This window comes from Jiangella alba, assembly GCF_900106035.1.
GTDB lineage: Bacteria > Actinomycetota > Actinomycetes > Jiangellales > Jiangellaceae > Jiangella > Jiangella alba.
On sequence record NZ_FNUC01000004.1, the window covers coordinates 585,551 to 601,381 of the forward strand.

The 15,831-nt window shown below is 73.9% G+C and carries 13 protein-coding genes; 5 read left to right on the plus strand and 8 right to left on the minus strand.

Features of this window, described 5'->3' with window-relative positions; all coding sequences use genetic code 11:
* Positions 1-9 precede the first annotated feature (9 nt).
* Genes BLV02_RS20480 through BLV02_RS20490 form a run of 3 tightly spaced genes read left to right on the plus strand, consistent with a single transcriptional unit; the run spans position 10 to position 4,410 of the window.
* Positions 10-1,803 (plus strand): ABC transporter ATP-binding protein, encoded by a 1,794-nt coding sequence (locus tag BLV02_RS20480; RefSeq protein WP_069109902.1) that lies wholly within the window; start codon positions 10-12, stop codon positions 1,801-1,803.
* Positions 1,800-3,542 (plus strand): ABC transporter ATP-binding protein, encoded by a 1,743-nt coding sequence (locus BLV02_RS20485; protein WP_069109903.1) that lies wholly within the window; start codon positions 1,800-1,802, stop codon positions 3,540-3,542. The genes BLV02_RS20480 and BLV02_RS20485 overlap by 4 nt, the downstream gene beginning before the upstream one ends.
* A 25-nt stretch (positions 3,543-3,567) precedes the next feature.
* Entirely contained in the window at positions 3,568-4,410 is an 843-nt protein-coding gene (locus BLV02_RS20490; protein WP_069109904.1) for a ChbG/HpnK family deacetylase, read from the plus strand.
* On the opposite strand, the gene BLV02_RS20495 is transcribed toward BLV02_RS20490, so the two are convergent.
* The 6 genes from BLV02_RS20495 to BLV02_RS20520 are packed head-to-tail and all read right to left on the minus strand — an operon-like array spanning position 4,400 to position 11,614.
* A complete protein-coding gene (locus tag BLV02_RS20495; protein WP_069109905.1) occupies positions 4,400-6,352 on the minus strand; it encodes a hypothetical protein in 1,953 nt (650 codons plus the stop codon). The genes BLV02_RS20490 and BLV02_RS20495 overlap by 11 nt on opposite strands.
* 46 nt (positions 6,353-6,398) lie before the next feature.
* The gene (locus tag BLV02_RS20500; RefSeq protein ID WP_141711422.1) at positions 6,399-7,256 is read right to left on the minus strand and encodes a carbohydrate ABC transporter permease; all 858 of its coding nucleotides are present in this window, start codon (positions 7,254-7,256) and stop codon (positions 6,399-6,401) included.
* On the minus strand, positions 7,253-8,182 hold the full coding sequence (locus tag BLV02_RS20505; RefSeq protein ID WP_069109906.1) for a carbohydrate ABC transporter permease: 930 nt from the start codon (positions 8,180-8,182) through the stop codon (positions 7,253-7,255). Before BLV02_RS20505 ends, BLV02_RS20500 begins: the two co-directional genes overlap by 4 nt.
* Positions 8,179-9,492 (minus strand): ABC transporter substrate-binding protein, encoded by a 1,314-nt coding sequence (locus BLV02_RS20510; protein ID WP_069109907.1) that lies wholly within the window; start codon positions 9,490-9,492, stop codon positions 8,179-8,181. Before BLV02_RS20510 ends, BLV02_RS20505 begins: the two co-directional genes overlap by 4 nt.
* Complete coding sequence (locus tag BLV02_RS20515) at positions 9,489-10,784, minus strand: FAD-dependent oxidoreductase (RefSeq protein WP_069109908.1); 1,296 nt, start codon at positions 10,782-10,784, stop codon at positions 9,489-9,491. Before BLV02_RS20515 ends, BLV02_RS20510 begins: the two co-directional genes overlap by 4 nt.
* Entirely contained in the window at positions 10,781-11,614 is an 834-nt protein-coding gene (locus tag BLV02_RS20520; RefSeq protein ID WP_069109909.1) for an IclR family transcriptional regulator, read from the minus strand. Before BLV02_RS20520 ends, BLV02_RS20515 begins: the two co-directional genes overlap by 4 nt.
* Positions 11,615-11,772: 158 nt before the next feature.
* Between BLV02_RS20520 and BLV02_RS20525 the strand changes: the two genes are divergently transcribed.
* On the plus strand, positions 11,773-12,606 hold the full coding sequence (locus BLV02_RS20525; protein WP_069109910.1) for a PP2C family protein-serine/threonine phosphatase: 834 nt from the start codon (positions 11,773-11,775) through the stop codon (positions 12,604-12,606).
* Positions 12,607-12,776: 170 nt separating this feature from the next.
* Here BLV02_RS20525 and BLV02_RS20530 read toward each other — a convergent pair whose 3' ends face one another.
* Together BLV02_RS20530 and BLV02_RS20535 are read right to left on the minus strand one after the other, a co-directional pair.
* Positions 12,777-14,243 (minus strand): MFS transporter, encoded by a 1,467-nt coding sequence (locus BLV02_RS20530; RefSeq protein ID WP_083288335.1) that lies wholly within the window; start codon positions 14,241-14,243, stop codon positions 12,777-12,779.
* Positions 14,244-14,316: 73 nt separating this feature from the next.
* On the minus strand, positions 14,317-14,709 hold the full coding sequence (locus BLV02_RS20535) for a VOC family protein (protein ID WP_069109911.1): 393 nt from the start codon (positions 14,707-14,709) through the stop codon (positions 14,317-14,319).
* Between the two features lie 127 nt (positions 14,710-14,836).
* Between BLV02_RS20535 and BLV02_RS20540 the strand changes: the two genes are divergently transcribed.
* Entirely contained in the window at positions 14,837-15,547 is a 711-nt protein-coding gene (locus BLV02_RS20540; protein ID WP_069109912.1) for a TetR/AcrR family transcriptional regulator, read from the plus strand.
* Positions 15,548-15,831 lie beyond the last annotated feature (284 nt).

Sequence of the window (15,831 nt, forward strand, 5' to 3'; positions counted from 1 at the left end):
ATCAGTTCGATGACCACCGACACCCGCGCTCCCGCGGGGCCGGCGCACGCCGCCGCCGAGCCCGTCGCCGGCCTCGCGAAGCCGGGAGCGCTGGCCCGGCTGCTCGCGCCGATCCGGGCCCACCTCGTGGCCTGCGCGATCCTCTCGGCCCTGAGCTCGGCGTCCGGGATCGTGCCGTACATCGCCGTCGCCGAGATCGCGCGGGTGCTGCTCGACGACCCGGACGGGGCGCGGCGGGCGATCTGGACGTGGGTCGGCATCGGCGCGGCGGGCGCCGGCCTGTGGCTGGTGCTGCTCGTGCAGTCGTCGCGGATCGGCCACTACGCCGACGCCGCGATCCTGCACGAGCTGCGCGGGCGGATCGTCCGCCACCTCGGCGCGCTGCCGCTGGGCTGGTTCCGCGCCGCGGGCTCGGGCCAGGTCAAGCGGTCGATGACCGGCGACCTCGAGGAGATGCACGAGGTCATCGCGCACGCGCTCGGGCAGCTGACCGGCGCAGTCACGGTGATGACGGTCGCGAGCGCCTACCTGTTCGTGGTCGACCCGCCGATGGCGCTGATCGTGCTGGGCGTCCTCGCCCTGATGGCGGTCTTCTACCGCATCTCCATGCGCTCGATGACGACGCACATGAACCGGCTGATCGCCGCCGACCAGCGCATCAGCGCGGCCGGCATCGAGTACGCCGACGGCATCCAGGTGGTCAAGACGTTCGGCACCGGCGGGCGCGTGCTGCGCCGCTTCGACGACGCGGTCGACGAACACACCCAGGCGTTCGCGGCGTGGGTGGCCGAGGTCCGGCGCAGCTCGGCGGCGTCGCGGCTGTTCGGCTCCGAGCTGGCCGTCCTCGCCGTCGTGACGGCGGCCGGGCTGGCCTTCGTCGACCGCGGGACGCTCGCCGTCGCGGACCTCGTCGCGTTCCTCGTCGTCGCGATCGGGCTGCCGAACTCGATCCTCCCGGCCGTCACGGCCATGCAGGGCGTGCGCAAGGGGCGCATGGGCGCGGCCAACATCGAGCGGCTGCTGGCCCGGGCGCCGCTGCCGGAACCGGCGCACCCGCGCCGCCCGGACGGCCACGGTGTCGAGTTCGACCGCGTCCGCTTCTCCTACGACGGCGTGACCCACGCGGTCGACGGCGTCAGCGCGGTGTGCCGGCCGGGCACGGTCACCGCGATCGTCGGCCCGTCCGGCGCGGGCAAGACCACCCTGGCCGGCCTGCTGCCGCGGTTCTACGACGTGAGCGACGGCGCGGTGCGCATCGGCGGCGCCGACGTGCGCTCGATCCCGTCCACCGAGCTGCTGGCGTCGATGTCGCTGGTGTTCCAGGACGTCGCGCTGCTGCGCGACAGCGTCGCCGAGAACATCCGCATCGGCCGGCCCGGGGCGAGCGACGCCGAGGTCCGCGAGGCCGCCGTCGCCGCGCACGTCCACGACGTCATCGAGCGGCTGCCCAGCGGCTACGACACGCTGCTCGACGCGGGCGGCGGCAGCCTGTCCGGCGGCGAGCGGCAGCGTTTGACGATCGCGCGGGCGATCCTGTCCGGCGCGCCGATCGTGGTGCTGGACGAGGCGACCGCCGCGCTCGATCCCGACAGCGAGGCCGCCGTCCAGGACGCACTGGCCACGCTCGCCGTCGGCAAGACCGTCCTCGTCATCGCGCACCGGCTGCACACCATCGCCGACGCCGACCAGATCCTCGTCCTCGACGACGGGCGGCTGGCCGAGCGCGGCCGCCACGACGAACTGCTGGCCGGCGGCGGGCTGTACGCCCGCATGTGGGCCGCACAGGAAGGGGTGCTCGCATGATCCGCCGGCTGTACCGGTTGTGGCCGGAGCCGCAGCTGCTGGGACGGTTGTGGCTGCTCACCGCCACGCAGGCCGTCCTGCAAGGACTGCTGCTCGGCCTGCTGGTCCCGATCCTGGACGCCGTCGTCCGGCCCGAGCCCGACCTCGCCGCGGCGACGCCCTGGCTGTGGCTCGGGGCCGCCGGCGCGGTCGTCCACGCGGTGCTGAGCATCGTCGCGACGCCGGTGGGGTTCCGGGCCGCGGGGACGCTCGCGGCGCAGCTGCGGCGGCGGCTGATGCGGCACGTCAGCACACTGCCGCTGGGCTGGTTCACCGCCGAGCACAAGGCGCGGCTCGCGCGCGGCGTCACGGCCGACGTCGGCGACGCGGCGCAGCTGGCCGTGACGGTCGCCGGGCCGGCCATCACGTCGACGCTGCTGCCCGCGACGGTCGTCGTCGTGACGTTCGCGGTCGACTGGCGGATGGCGCTGCTGCTGTGCGCCATCGCGCTGGCCGCCCTGTGGGCGCTCCTGCGGGCCGCACGCATCGCCGAGATCGCCGAGGTCGAGCTGGAGCGGGCCGCCGTCGGGGTGGCCGGGCGGGCGATCGAGCTGGGTCAGGCGCAGCCGGTGCTGCGCGCGGCCGGCCTCGCCGACGGCACGCCGCGGATGCGGGCCGCGCTGGCCGACCACCGCGACACCTACCGCGACGGCATGCGACGCGCGCGGCGGCCGTTCTTCGTCTACACCGGCGTCGTCAACGCCGGGTTCGTCGCCGTGCTCGCGCTGGCCGCCGGTCTCGTCCTCGACGAGCGCATCGGGATCGCCGCGGCCATCGCGCTGCTCGTGCTGGCCGCCCGGTTCCTGGAGCCGCTCGGCAACCTCATCGAGCTGATCGGCGCCCTGCGCGCGATGACGAACAAGATCGGGCGGATCGAAGGGCTGCTGGCCGTGCCCGCGCTGCCGGCGCCGTCCGCACCGGTGCGCACGATCGAGACCGCCGACGTCGAGTTCGACCGGGTCGGGTTCGCCTACCCGGGCGGCGACCGGCCGGCGCTGAGCGACGTGTCGCTGCGCTGCCGGCCCGGCACCACCACGGCGCTGGTCGGGCCGTCCGGCTCCGGCAAGACGACGGTCACCCGGCTGATCGCCCGCTTCTTCGACGTCGACGCCGGTCGGGTGCGCGTCGGCGGGGTGGACGTCCGCGACCTCGACCCGGAGGCGCTGATGGACGAGATCGCCATCGTCTTCCAGGACGTCTACCTGTTCGACGACACCGTCGAGAACAACCTGCGGCTGGCCCGCCCGAACGCGACCTGGGCCGAGCTGGCGGACGCGGCCGCGGCGGCGCGGCTGGACGAGGTGGTCGAGCGGCTCCCCGGCGGCTGGCAGACCCGCGTCGGTGAGGCCGGCGCCCAGCTGTCCGGCGGCGAACGGCAGCGCGTCGCGATCGCCCGGGCGATGCTCAAGCGGGCCCGCATCGTGCTCGTCGACGAGGCCAGCTCGGCGCTCGACCCGGAGAACGAGGCCGCGGTCACCCAGGCCATCGCCAACCTCGGCGCCGACCCCGGCCGCACCGTGATCGTCATCGCGCACCGCCCCGCCACGCTCGCCGCGGCCGACCACGTCGTCGCGCTCGACGACGGCCGCGTGGTCGAGGCGGGCACGCCGGCGCAGCTGCTCGGGACGGACGGGGTGTTCGCGCGGATCAGTCGCCAGAACGAGCGGACGCGGCACTGGCGCATCGCGGCGCGCGGCTGATACGGCCGGATGACATCCTGGGCACATGACGGTCGAGGCGCTGGGCTTCGCTCCGTCGGCGCGCGTGCTGATCGTCAACTGCGACGACCTCGGCCTGCACCCGGCCGTCAACGCGGCGGTCGTCGACGCGGTCGAGGGCGGGATCGCCCGCTCGGCCAGCCTCATGGTGCCGCCGCCGGGCGCCGCCGACGCCATGCGGCTGCTCCGGGACCGGCCGTGGCTGTCGTTCGGCGTGCACCTCACCCTCATCCGCGACGCCGACAACTCCGCCTGGGGGCCGGTCGCTGCGCGGGAGCGGGTGCCGTCGCTGCTCGATCCGGCCACCGGCGAGCTGTACGCCGACACCCCCGCCGGCCGCGACCGGCTGCTCGCCCGCGCCCGCATCGAGGACGTCGAGCACGAGCTGCGCGCCCAGCTGGAGACCGTGCTGCGGGCCGGCCTCGCGCCGACCCACCTGGACTGGCACTGCCTCGCCGACGGCGGCCGCGCGGACGTCTTCGAGCTGGGCCTGGCACTCGCCGCGGAGCACGGCCTCGCCGCCCGTGCCTGGCTCGACGACGGGCGGGCGGCGGCGCGCGCCCGCGGCCGGCCCGTCGTCGATCACCCGTTCGTCGACAGCTTCGCTCTCGACCTCGACGACAAGCCGGCCGGGTACGAGCGGCTGCTGCGCGACCTGCCCGCCGGCCTCAGCGAATGGGCCGTCCACCCGGGGCTCGCGACCCCGGAGTGGCGGACGATCGAGCCCACCGGCTGGCGGGTGCGCGCCACCGACCACGCGTTCCTCACGTCGGCCCGCGCGCGCACCGTCCTCGCCGACGAGGGCATCACCGTCATCGACTACCGGCCGCTCCAGCGGGCTACGACGTGAACGTGTAGGCGATCCGCCCGGCGCGGCCGTGCGGGACGCGCAGGAGGTGGAGGCGGCGGGAAGCGTCCAGGAAATAGGTGCGCGCGGCCGGTGTGACGGTGGCGTCGGCGGCGGCGCCCCAGTCGACCGTCAGCGTGACGTTGCCGCGGGTGATCGCCAGCGAGGTGGCCGACGCGGCGGCCGGTGCGCCGAAGGCCACCTCGGCGCCGGTCGACCACCGCACGTCGTCGCCCGGCCGGAGGACGAGCGGGATCTGCTCGGACGCGTCCAGGCTCGTCGTGATCTCGCGGACCAGCCCGGCGTCGGTGAACAGCGCCTCGACGGTCACGTTGCCGCCGGCCGTCGTCCAGCGCAGGCCGAGGTCACCGCGGACGGCGGAGACCCGGCCGGGCTCGACGACCGGCCCGGCGCCGACCGGCCCTGCGAAGTAGGACGGCGTCAGGTTGGACGCGCCGTCGGTGCCGCCGTTCGCGAGCACCGTCGCCCAGCACTCGGCGTTGGAGTTCTGCCCGCCGTGGACGAACGTGCCCGCGTCCGGGTGCCAGAGCAGCCCGAGGCCCGCCCGCACCACGCCGTTGGGCCGGGTGCCGAGGAACGCCTGCAGGTAGTACGACGGGCGCCGGAGGAACAGGTAGTGCTGATCGTTCGGGTCGGCGCGCAGTTCGGTGAACCGGCTGAACCGCACGGCCGGCAGCCCGGCCATCGCGACGTCGCGCTGCCGCCGGGTCGGGAAGCCCTCGCCGTACGGGATGTTCGCGGGGATCCGCGGGTTGGTGTCCCCCGGCGCCAGGACCGGCACCGGGGCCGGGTCCGCCGCCCACGCCGCCCGCTGCGCGTCGCGCTCCTCGCGGGCGGGGTAGAAGACCCGCAGGTCCGGTACCGAGCGGGCGAACACCGAGCCCAGGTCGCGCTGCTGCCGGTCCGGCGTCACCGGGTCGAGGAAGTACATCGGCGTGCGCGCGGCGCCGGAGGCGAACGAGACCAGCCCGGCGCCGTCCGGCTCGGGAACGACGGTGTAGGTCAGCCATTCCGCGAGCCGGCGCACCATGGGCAGGAACACCGGCCGGCCGATCTCGGTGTGGAGCTCGTGCAGCTCGGTGAGCGTGACGTTGAGGTTGTAGGCGATGTCCATGCCGCGCGGCTCGTAGAGGAACCCGGCCGGGCTCTGCGCGTGGGCGGCGTAGAAGGCGACGCGATCGTCGAGCAGCCGGCGCAGGCCGGCGTCCGGGTCGAGGTTCAGCGCCTTGGCCGCACCGGCCAGCCCGGCGGCGGGCTGGTTCGCGAACTCGACCATGCCGTCCTGCCAGACGCCGGTGTTGGCAGGGTCGAGGAACCACGTCATGGCCCGGCGCAGCGCGGCGCCGATCTCGGCGCCGCGTTCGGGCAGAACGTCAGCGGCGCGCAGCTCGTGCAGCGTCTTGCTCAGGTACCCGAGCGCGAACGCGGTGGCCGCGCGCGACCGCTCGTCCGGCGAGAACTCCGACCAGGAGCCGTCGTCGTGCTGCAGCCGCAGGTAGTAGCCGATGGCGGCGTCGAGGCGGGCGAGCAGGGCGGGGTCGTGACGGTACGGGTTCCACGGCCGGTCGACGCCGTGGAACCAGGCCAGCGTGGCGACGTGCTCCATGATCCGCGCGTTGAACGGCTCGACCGGCGTGCGCCACCAGCCGCCGGCCATGAACCCGCGCAGTTCGCCGTCGGAGTCGTCGATGTCGTTGACCATGTCGGCCAGCGTCACCAGGTACGGCGCGTACCGCTGCTCCGCCGCCGCGAACGCCGTCCGCGCGGGCCTGGCGGGCAGCGGCGCGAGCCGGGCCAGCGGCCCGCCGCCGGTCGCCGCGACGGGGTCCGCGTACGCCGGCCGGGTGAGGGCCAGGCCCGCCAGCCCGGCCACCCCGCCGATGATCACCGTCCGACGGTTCGGACGGGCGCCTGCGTCTGCCATGGTGCCTCCGTGATTCCGCCGCGACCGCGGCCGGGTCGGGGGTCCGTCAGCCTTTGATGCCGCTGGCGAAGCCCTTGATGATGTACTTCTGGAGCAGGAAGTAGATGACGAGGATCGGCACGATCGCGATCCCCATCCCGGCGAAGATCACCTGCCACTGGCTGGCGAACTCCCCGCGGAAGGCGAAGATCGCCACCGGCAGCGTCTGCTGCGGGCTCCCGCCGACGTAGAGCAGCGGCGTCAGGAAGTCGTTCCAGATGTTGATGGCCGACAGGATCACGACGGTGCCCGTCACCGGCCGCAGCAGCGGGAACACGATGCGCCGGAACACCGCCAGCGACCCGGCGCCGTCGACGCGCGCCGCCTCCTCGTAGTCGCGGGGCAGCGCGCGCAGGAACCCGGCGTAGAGGAACACCGCGAGCGGCAGCTGGTGCCCGATCTCGAAGATGATCAGCGAGGTGTACGTCTGCAGCAGGTTGAGGTCGCGCATCAGCTGGTACAGCGGCACCATGCCGAGCTGCAGCGGGATCATCAGGCCCAGCAGGAACAGCAGGTACGTCCCGTAGCCGAGCCGGGTGCCGCGCCGGGCCAGCACGTACGCCGCCAGCGAGCCGCACAGCACCAGCAGGAACACCGACAGCCCCGTCACCACGACGGAGTTCACCATCGCGGTGCCGAGGTCGCCGCGCTGCCAGGCCTCGGTGAAGTTGGCCAGCGCCGGGTCCGACGGCAGCGCCAGCGGCGAGCGGGCCAGCTCGGCCGGCGTCTTGAGCGCCACGGTGAGGAAGACGTAGAACGGGAACAGGAAGATCGCGGCGACGGCGAGCATGCCCAGCTCGGCGCCCGCCCGCGGCAGGGTCCACCGCCGCCGCCGGGCCGCCGGGCGCACCGCCACGGCGCTCACCGCTGCACCTCGAACCGGCGCAGCGCCCGCAGCTGGAGCAGCGCGAACGCGAAGACGATCATCGTCAGGACCAGCGCGATGGCCGTGGAGTAGCCGTACCGGCCCGACACGAACGCCTCCTTGTACATGACGACGGAGAGCGTCTCGGTCGCGTAGCCGGGGCCGCCCCCGGTCATGACGTAGACCTGGTCGAACAGCTTGAGGCTGCCGATGAGCGTCAGCGACAGCGAGATCGTGGTGGCCGGCACCAGCAGTGGCAGCGTCACGTGCCGCAGCCGCTGCCAGCGACCGGCGCCGTCCATCGTGGCGGCCTCGTGCAGTTCGGGCGGCACGCCCTCGAGCCCGGCCAGGTAGATGACCATCGTGAGGCCGGCGTTCTGCCAGATGATGACGGCGATGACGCTGGCCAGCGCCACCGAGGGGTCGCCGAGCCAGTTCTGCGTCAGCGCGCCCAGCCCCACGGCGCCGAGGGCGTCGTTGAGCGGGCCGGTCGGGGTGAGGATGTACTGCCAGAGGAACCCGATGATCACCGGCGGCAGCAGCGCCGGGGCGAAGAACATGGTCCGCAGCAGGTTCCGGCTGGCCAGCGCCGAGTGCAGCGCCAGCGCGAGCGCCAGGCCCACCAGCGTCTGCACGATGGTGGTCGAGACCGCGATGACCAGCGTGTTCCGCAGCGCCGACCGGGCCGCCGGCGCCGAGAACAGCTCGGTGAAGTTGTCCAGCCCGACGAAGCCCGGCGCCTCCCGCCGTCCGGCCCAGTCGGTGAACGCGTACCCGGCGCCCTGCAGCGTCGGCCACAGCACCACGAACGCGTAGAAGACAAGCGCCGGGACCAGCAGCAGGTACGGGACGCTCGCCCGGCGGGACCGGCGGCGGGCGACCCGCTGCTCGCCGTCGACCGACGGCGGGCTGGCGGTCAGGGTCACGACTGGCCCTTGGCGTACTCGGCGTCGAGCTGGCCGAGCAGCCCGGTCGTGTCGAGGGCGCCGTCGAGCCACTCCTGGCCGGACTGCAGCATGGTCTGCTGGACGTCGCCGTTGGGCCACAGGTAGTTGGCGTAGGCGACGGAACGCCCGTCCGCGAGCAGCGGCTGGATCGGCGCGAGCACGTCGCTGTCCAGCTCGACGTCGGTGGCCAGGCCGGGCAGCACGCCCATCTCGTTGGCGTAGGCGGCGACGTTCTCCGGCTCGGCCAGGAAGTCGAGGAAGCCGCGCGCCGCCTCGGGGTCGGCGGCCGCGTTGACGGCCAGGAAGTCCGGCGCCACGGGGACCATCGTCGCCTCCGCGTCGTCGTTCGCCGGCAGCGCGAAGACGCCGAACGCGTCGGCGCCTGCCTCGGAGTAGCCGTGCAGCTGCGGCAGGCCGGCCGAGACCATCAGCACCATCGCCGCGTCGCCGGTCGCGACCGACTGCATCCCCTGGTCGGCCGGGATGCCCAGCATGCCGTCGGAGAGGTAGCCGGCGTCGCGCAGCTCGGCGATGCGGGCGAACACCTCGTTCCACTCCGCGTTCTCGGCGAACGTGGTCTCCCCGGCGGCCAGCTGCGCGTCGATGTCCGGGTTCTCGGCGTAGACCAGCGTCCCGGCCAGCGCGTAGACCCAGAACTGGAAGAAGATGCCGCCCTGGAACGGCGCCGCGACGGGCGTGACGCCGGCCGCGTCCAGCGCCGCGCAGGCGTCGACGAACTCCTGCCAGGTGGTGGGCACCTCGACGCCGGCGTCCTCGAACACCTGGCGGTTGTAGGCCATGACGATGGCGTTGCGGCTCACCGGGAAGGCCAGCACCTGCCCGTCGACCTCGGCGAGGGCGCGGGTGTCGTCGCCCAGCTCGTCCGTCCACGCCGCGTCGGACAGGTCCGTCAGCTCGCCCTCGCGGCCCAGCACCCCGACCGCGACCGGGCTGGAGTTCCCCGGCGACACCCTGATCAGGTCCGCCGCCGTGCCGGACGTCAGCTGCACCCGCAACTGCTGGTTCAGCTCGTCGGTGGTGGCCGAGGAGATGTCGACGGTGCCGCCGGTCTCCTCCTCGTACGCCTCGATCAGCGGCGCGAGGCCGGTGTTCTGCTCGGTGTTGACGTACGCCGTGAGGCTGCCGCCCGACCCGCCCTCCTCGGTCGAGTCGTCGTCGCCGGAGTTGACGAACCCGCAGGCGCCGAGCGCGACCACGAGGGCGGTGCCGAGCGTGGCCCGCTGGATCAGGACCCGGGCGGGACGGGACCGAGCGGCGTCGATGGTCATGAGGTCTCCTTGATGGGCAGGGGTGGCACGACGACGTCGCCGGGCAGGATCGCCCCGTGGGCGCGCAGGTCGTCGCGGATCAGGTCGAGCGGCAGGTCCAGGACGTCGTCGCCGCGGCCGACGGCGCGCGCCGCCATGACCCCGGCGGACTGGCCCATGGCCATGGACGACGCCTGCACCCGGTACGCGGACGACGCCTCCTGGTCGCCGCTGATGGCGCGACCGGCGACGACCAGCCGGGACGATCCGCGCGGGATCATCGCCGCGCGCGGAATGGTGGGCAGGGTGCCGTAGGCGAGCGGCCTGATGTCGATGCCGTCGCCATCCGGCCGGTGCACGTCGATCGGGTAGAAGCTGTAGCTGAGCGCGTCGGGCCAGGCGCGGCCGCCCGCGTAGTCGTCCAGCGTGATGGTGGCGTGGCCGTCGATGGTCCAGCTCTCACGGATGCCGGTCTCGATCGCCCACGACTCGATGACGACGCGTTCCAGGCCCGGCTGCCGCCGCAGGAAGCGCAGGATCCGCAGCAGGGTGCGGCGGCCGGCCACCTCGGCCGCCGTCTTGTCGCGGCTGGTGCCGCCCTGCACGCCGGTGACGTGGATGGCGTTCTCGCCGCGGACCCGCAGGAACTTCGCGACGGGGTTGTGCGCGAGGTCGGCGGGCAGCAGGTCGCCGCGCCGCACCGCGTCGTCGTGCGCGGCCTGCACGGCGTCGACGTCGATGGCGGCGAGGTCGTAGCCGCCGAGCCGGACCATGATGGTGCCCGGCTGGCGGCGCGGACGGGTCGAGCGGGGCAGCCCGGCGAGCGCGACGACGTCGGCGTCACCGGTGCAGTCGACCACCGCGCCGGCCCTGATGCGGTGCAGCCCGTCCTTGGTCGCGAGCGTCAGCCGCCACTCGGCGCCGTCCCACGCGGCCTCGGCCACGATGGCGTGCAGCAGCAGCTCCGCCCCCGAGCCGACCACGGTGTCGTCGAGCACGGCCGCCAGCACCGCCGGCGACACCCGGACCTGCAGCCGGTGGTGCGGCTGCTCCCACTGGGTGAAGTCGGGCAGCCGCAGGCCGGCCTCGCGGACCGACCGCGTCACCGCCTCCCAGCCGATGCCGGCGATCACCTGCCGGCCCCACGCGTGGAAGAGGCCCGGCAGCGACACCCCCGCCACCGTCGTCGTGCCGCCGAGCGCGCCGTTCTTCTCGACCAGCAGCGTGCGGGCGCCCAGGCGGGCCGCCTGCGTCGCGGCCGGGCCGCCCGCCGTCCCGCCGCCCGCGACCACGACGTCGTAGTAGGTGGTCATGCGCTCACCTGGCCCGGGTCGGCGCCGAGCATCAGCGACAGTTCGGCGGCGGCGTCGACGACGTGGTCGCGCAGCGAGGCGGCGTGGGCGTCGGTGTGCCGGACCGACGGGTACCCGACGCAGACGGCCGCGATGGTGCGCCCGGTGTGATCGCGCACCGGCGCCGCGACACCGTAGACGCCGGGCGCCTCCTCCTCGAGGTTGGTCGCGAACCCGTGCGTGGCGACGTCGTCCATCGCGTCCATCAGCCTGCCCTCGTCCGGCGGGGTGTCGTCGCGCCAGGGCGCCGAGCGCAGCATGGTCAGACGCTCCGGCCGCGGCAGCCCGGCGAACAGCACCTTGCCGGCCGCGGTGCGGTACGGCGGGGTCGCCGAGGCGTCGACGAACCGGGCCGTCGTCGGGTCGATGGTGAGCAGCTGCGGGCCGACCAGCACGGCGATGTCGACCCGGCGGTACCCGTGGAACACCGCCAGGTGCACCGTCTCCTGGGTGCGCTCCCAGAGCGTGCGCAGCACCGGCGCGGCCGCGGCGGAGAGGTCGGTCTGCAGGACGAACCGGCGGTTGAGCTCGAAGAACCGCGAGCCCAGCAGGTAGTGCCGGCTGGTCGCGTGCTGGGCGACCAGCCCGTGCGCCACCAGCGACGCCAGCAGCGTCCGCGCGGTCGACGACGGCAGCCCCACCTGCTGGGCGAGGTCGCCCAGCCCGATGCCGTGCGAGCCGACGCCGGCGACGACGTCGAGCAGGCCCACCGTGCGGTCGATCGCCTGGATGGCGGTCCGCGGCTCCGGGCGCGGGGCGCCCTTCGGCCGTGCGACGTCGTCGTCAGTCATCGTCGATCCGTTTCCGGCCGCGCGGTCCGGCCGCTCGATTCGTTCGGCAATGTCGAATCACGTTCGACATTGCGGCGAGCGTAGGGCGCGCATTGAATCGTGTCAATGACGGAGGGCGTAGGGTGCAGGCACCGATCCGGCGAGGGGACGAGGTGCCGATGCTCCGATTCCGGCCGGCCGCGACGTCCGATCGCGGCCTCGTGCGCGACAACAACGAGGACTCCGGCTACGCCAGCGCCGGCCTGCTGCTGGTGGCCGACGGCGTGGGCGGCAACGCGGCGGGCGAGGTGGCGTCGGCCAGCGTCGCGCACGTCGTCGCGTCGTTCGTGCTCGGGTCACGGGAGCGGCAGGACCCGGTGGCGCTGCTCAGCGACGCGGTCGAGTTCGCGTTCGCGCACCTCGGCGACGGCGTGCGGCGCGACCCCGCCCGCGCCGGCATGGCGACGACGCTGACGGCGCTGCTCGCCGACGGCGACGGGTTCACCCTCGCCCACGTCGGCGACTCCCGCGGCTACCTGCTGCGCGGACCCGACCTGTGCCAGCTCACCCGCGACGACACCCTCGTCCAGGAACTGGTCGACGAAGGCCGCATCACGCGCCAGGACATCCCGACGCACCCGTACCGCTCGGTCGTCGTCCGGTCGGTCACCGCCGGGACGACGCCCGACGTCACCATCGCGCGGGTCGCTCTCCAGCCCGGCGACCGCGTGCTGCTGTGCAGCGACGGCCTCTCCGACTTCGTCCCCGAGCACGTCATCGGCGACCTCCTCGACGTCGGCACGCCGACCACCGCCGCGCAACGGCTGGTCGACGCCGCCCTGGCGGCCGGCGGCCGCGACAACGTCACCTGCATCGTCGGCGACGTCGACGAGGGCAACCCGCACGTCCGCCACAACGGCCACCTCGTCGGGGCGCACCGGAACCCGGTGAACCTCATCGATCCGGCGGCCGCGCTGGCGCAGAGCCTCGCCCGCGCCGCCACCGTCGGCTGAGGTCGGCGTCGGCTGATCGCCGCGGCCGGCCACCGCCGCCGGGCGCCGTCACCTCCGCCCATGATCATCAACCTTTTGCGCTGCTGTGACGACTGAAAAGGTGGATGGTTCCGTCATCAGCACTTTCGGTGGCGGCCAACAGCCGGGCGCCTCGGCCGCCGCCCGGACCGTCAGGCCGGGTCGGGCACCGGCTCGCGCTCGGCGCCGGGCGTGGGCGCGGGGATGACGGCACTGAGGTCGCCGCCGGGACCACCGTCGTGGCCGCCAGGCCCACCGTCGTGGTCGCCGCCCAGCTCGTCGTCGGGCCCGTCGCCCGGACCGCGAGCCGGACCGCGCTCGGACTCGGGCTCGTCGCGCAGCGGGTGGGCCAGCTCGTCGGCCGGGAGCTTCGCCCAGATGATCGCCACGACGGCCACCAGCGCCGGCACCACGCCCGCGATGACGAACGTGGCCCGCAGCCCGATGAGCTGCGAGATGGGGCCGGCCAGCGCCATGGACACCGGCATGAGCGAGATGGACACGAAGAAGTCGAGGCTCGCCACCCGGCCGAGCAGCGCCGGCGGCACCCGCCGCTGCAGCAACGTGCCCCAGATGACCATGGGAGCCGAGAACATGGCCCCGAGCAGGAACGCCGACCCGATGACCACCCAGACGGACCCGGCGAAGCCGATGACGATCATCGGCAGGCAGCCGACGCCCCAGAGCAGGTTCATCCAGGTGAGGTAGCGCCGGGGCATGCGCATGGACGCCATGATCAGCGAGCCGACCGCGCCGCCGATGCCGAACGCGCCCAGCACCCACGCGTGGTCGCCGGGGCCGCCGCCGAGGCGGTCTTTGATGATGAACGGCGTCAGCACCTCGAGCGGGCCCATGAGCACGAGGATCATCAGGCTGGCGAACAGCAGCGTGGCCAGCAGCCACGGCGTGCGCCACATGTACGCCAGGCCCTCGCGCATGTCGGCGACCGCGGTGCGGACGGGGTGCGCGACGGCCTCGGCCGGCAGCTCGCGGCGGACCGCCGTCTTCGGGACCGTCGTCAGCGCCAGCAGGCCCAGCGCCGCCGCGCCGGCCGCCACCAGCACGGCCGACCCGGGGTTGGCCATGCCGACGACGGCGCCGGCGACGGCCGGCCCGGCCGCCTGGCCGATGGTCGGGCGGACCATGCCCTCGAACCCGTTGACCGCCATGAGGTCGGACTCGGGCACCAGCGCCGGCAGCCACGCGGAGTAGGCCGGGTAGTAGAACGCCATGCCGACGCCGGTGACGAACGCGACCGCGGCGAGGTGCCACAGCCGCGTGACGTCGGTGAGCGAGAGCACCGCCACCAGCGACATGCCACCCAGTTCGATGCCGGCGACGCACAACAGGATGGTCTTCTGCGGCACGCGGTCGGCGACGACGCCGGCCAGCAGCGCCGGCAGCAGCACGCCGACGGCCGCCGCCGTGGAGACGACCGAGAGCTGGGCCGGCCCGCCGCCGAGGCGGATGACCTCCCACACCTGCGCCACGATCCAGACGCCGGTGGCGAACGTCGACAGCACCAGGGCCACCGCCAGGCGGCGGTAGGCCGGGGTGCGGAACGGCGTGAGCGCGCGCGGCAACTGCCGGCCGGCGGCGACGGGTGGTGCGTCAGTCATGGTGGGTCCTCCGCGAATGATTGTGCCGATACCGACTGACAAAGTCGCTCGAATTCATCGCCGCCGGGCGCGCTCAGGTGGCGTCGGTGCTCATCCACATCAGCTCCCAGTGGTGACCGTCGGGGTCGAGGACGCTGCGGCCGTACATGAAGCCCTCGTCCATCGGGTCCTTGGCCTTCTCGCCGCCGGCGGCCAGCGCCCGGTCGGCCACCTCGTCGACCTCCTCGCGGCTGTCAAGCTCGAGCGCGAGGACGACCTGCGTGCCGGTGGTCGAGATGCCGTTGGTGACCGTCTCGCCGAAGAAGCCCTCGGTGACGGCCATGACGTAGATCGAGTCGGTGAGGACGAGGCAGGCGGCCTGCTCGTTGGTGAACTCCTCCACCAGCGTGAACCCGAGCGCCGCGTAGAAGTCGATGCTGCGGCGAAGGTCCTGGGAGCAGACGTTGACGAAGATCTTCCGGGACATGGGGCACTCGCTTTCTGATCTGTGTCCGCCGGTCAACTGTTTCCGGCTGAGGACAACTGTGTCCTACCGATACTGTTTCCGCAAGACTCTATTTTGATAGAGTTCTCGCCAACGGAAGCGAGGGCACATGGTGACGGACGAGGACACGGCCGCCGACGGCACGATCCAGCTGCTCTGGGGGCTGCGAGAGGGACCCACTCGAGGACCCAAACCGGTGCTCAGCCTCGAGCGCATCGCCCAGGCGGCGGTCGACCTCGCCGACGCGGAAGGGCTCGCGGCGGTCTCCATGCAACGCGTCGCCGCCGACCTCGACTTCACCAAGATGTCGCTCTACCGCTACGTCACCGGCAAGGACGAGCTGGTCGCGGCCATGATCGACCTCGCCGTCGGCGCGCCGCCCACGCTCGCCGACCTGCCCGGCTCCAACTGGCGGCCGCGCATCGAGGCGTGGGTGCGGCTGCTCGGGCAGACGTGGGAGGCGCACCCCTGGCTGCCTTGGGTCACCATGGGCGACCGCGTCATGGGCCCCAACGAGACCGGCTGGACGGAGCTGTCGGCGGCGGTGCTCGCCGAGACCGGGCTGACCGTCCCGGAGCGCATGAGCCTCGCCCGCATGCTCGGCGGCCACGTCCGCGCCACCATGTCCGTGTCGACCGCCGGCACCCAGCCGTGGGTCAACCGGCACCAGGCGGCGCTGCTGCGCGAGCACGCCGACCGCTACCCGACCCTGCGCGCCATGCTCGACGGCGAAGCCGCGCCGCCCGACAACGGCCGCGACTTCGGCCTGCGCCTCATCCTCGACGGCGTCGAGCGCCTCATCGCCGACCGCAAGAGCTGACCCGCCCGCAGGGCGCGACCCGCGCGGAGGGGGCGGTGGAGGCGGAGCGGGCTTCGCGAGCGCGGCATGCCCGCGGAGGTGCCGGAGGATGCGGAGCCGGCGTCAAGAGCGCCCGCGGCATGCTTCACCGCCGCGTAGCGGAGCCGGCGCAGCATCCTCCGGCACCTCCGCCCCGCCGCGAAGCGGAGCCGGCGCAGCCTCCACCGGCCCCTCCGCCCCGGCGGACCCCGCGCAGCCTCCACCGCCGACCGCCCCGAGAGTGGCGATTCCCGTGCTCAGCCATG

Excerpts from the sequence above, each read along its gene's own strand:
- BLV02_RS20510 (WP_069109907.1), bottom strand. The coding sequence starts at position 9,492 with ATGACCATCGACGCCGCTCGGTCCCGTCCCGCCCGGGTCCTGATCCAG.
- BLV02_RS20490 (WP_069109904.1), top strand. The coding sequence starts at position 3,568 with ATGACGGTCGAGGCGCTGGGCTTCGCTCCGTCGGCGCGCGTGCTGATC.
- BLV02_RS20525 (WP_069109910.1), top strand. The coding sequence starts at position 11,773 with ATGCTCCGATTCCGGCCGGCCGCGACGTCCGATCGCGGCCTCGTGCGC.
- BLV02_RS20515 (WP_069109908.1), bottom strand. The coding sequence starts at position 10,784 with ATGACCACCTACTACGACGTCGTGGTCGCGGGCGGCGGGACGGCGGGC.
- BLV02_RS20530 (WP_083288335.1), bottom strand. The coding sequence starts at position 14,243 with ATGACTGACGCACCACCCGTCGCCGCCGGCCGGCAGTTGCCGCGCGCG.
- BLV02_RS20535 (WP_069109911.1), bottom strand. The coding sequence starts at position 14,709 with ATGTCCCGGAAGATCTTCGTCAACGTCTGCTCCCAGGACCTTCGCCGC.
- BLV02_RS20540 (WP_069109912.1), top strand. The coding sequence starts at position 14,837 with ATGGTGACGGACGAGGACACGGCCGCCGACGGCACGATCCAGCTGCTC.
- BLV02_RS20520 (WP_069109909.1), bottom strand. The coding sequence starts at position 11,614 with ATGACTGACGACGACGTCGCACGGCCGAAGGGCGCCCCGCGCCCGGAG.
- BLV02_RS20485 (WP_069109903.1), top strand. The coding sequence starts at position 1,800 with ATGATCCGCCGGCTGTACCGGTTGTGGCCGGAGCCGCAGCTGCTGGGA.
- BLV02_RS20495 (WP_069109905.1), bottom strand. The coding sequence starts at position 6,352 with ATGGCAGACGCAGGCGCCCGTCCGAACCGTCGGACGGTGATCATCGGC.
- BLV02_RS20480 (WP_069109902.1), top strand. The coding sequence starts at position 10 with ATGACCACCGACACCCGCGCTCCCGCGGGGCCGGCGCACGCCGCCGCC.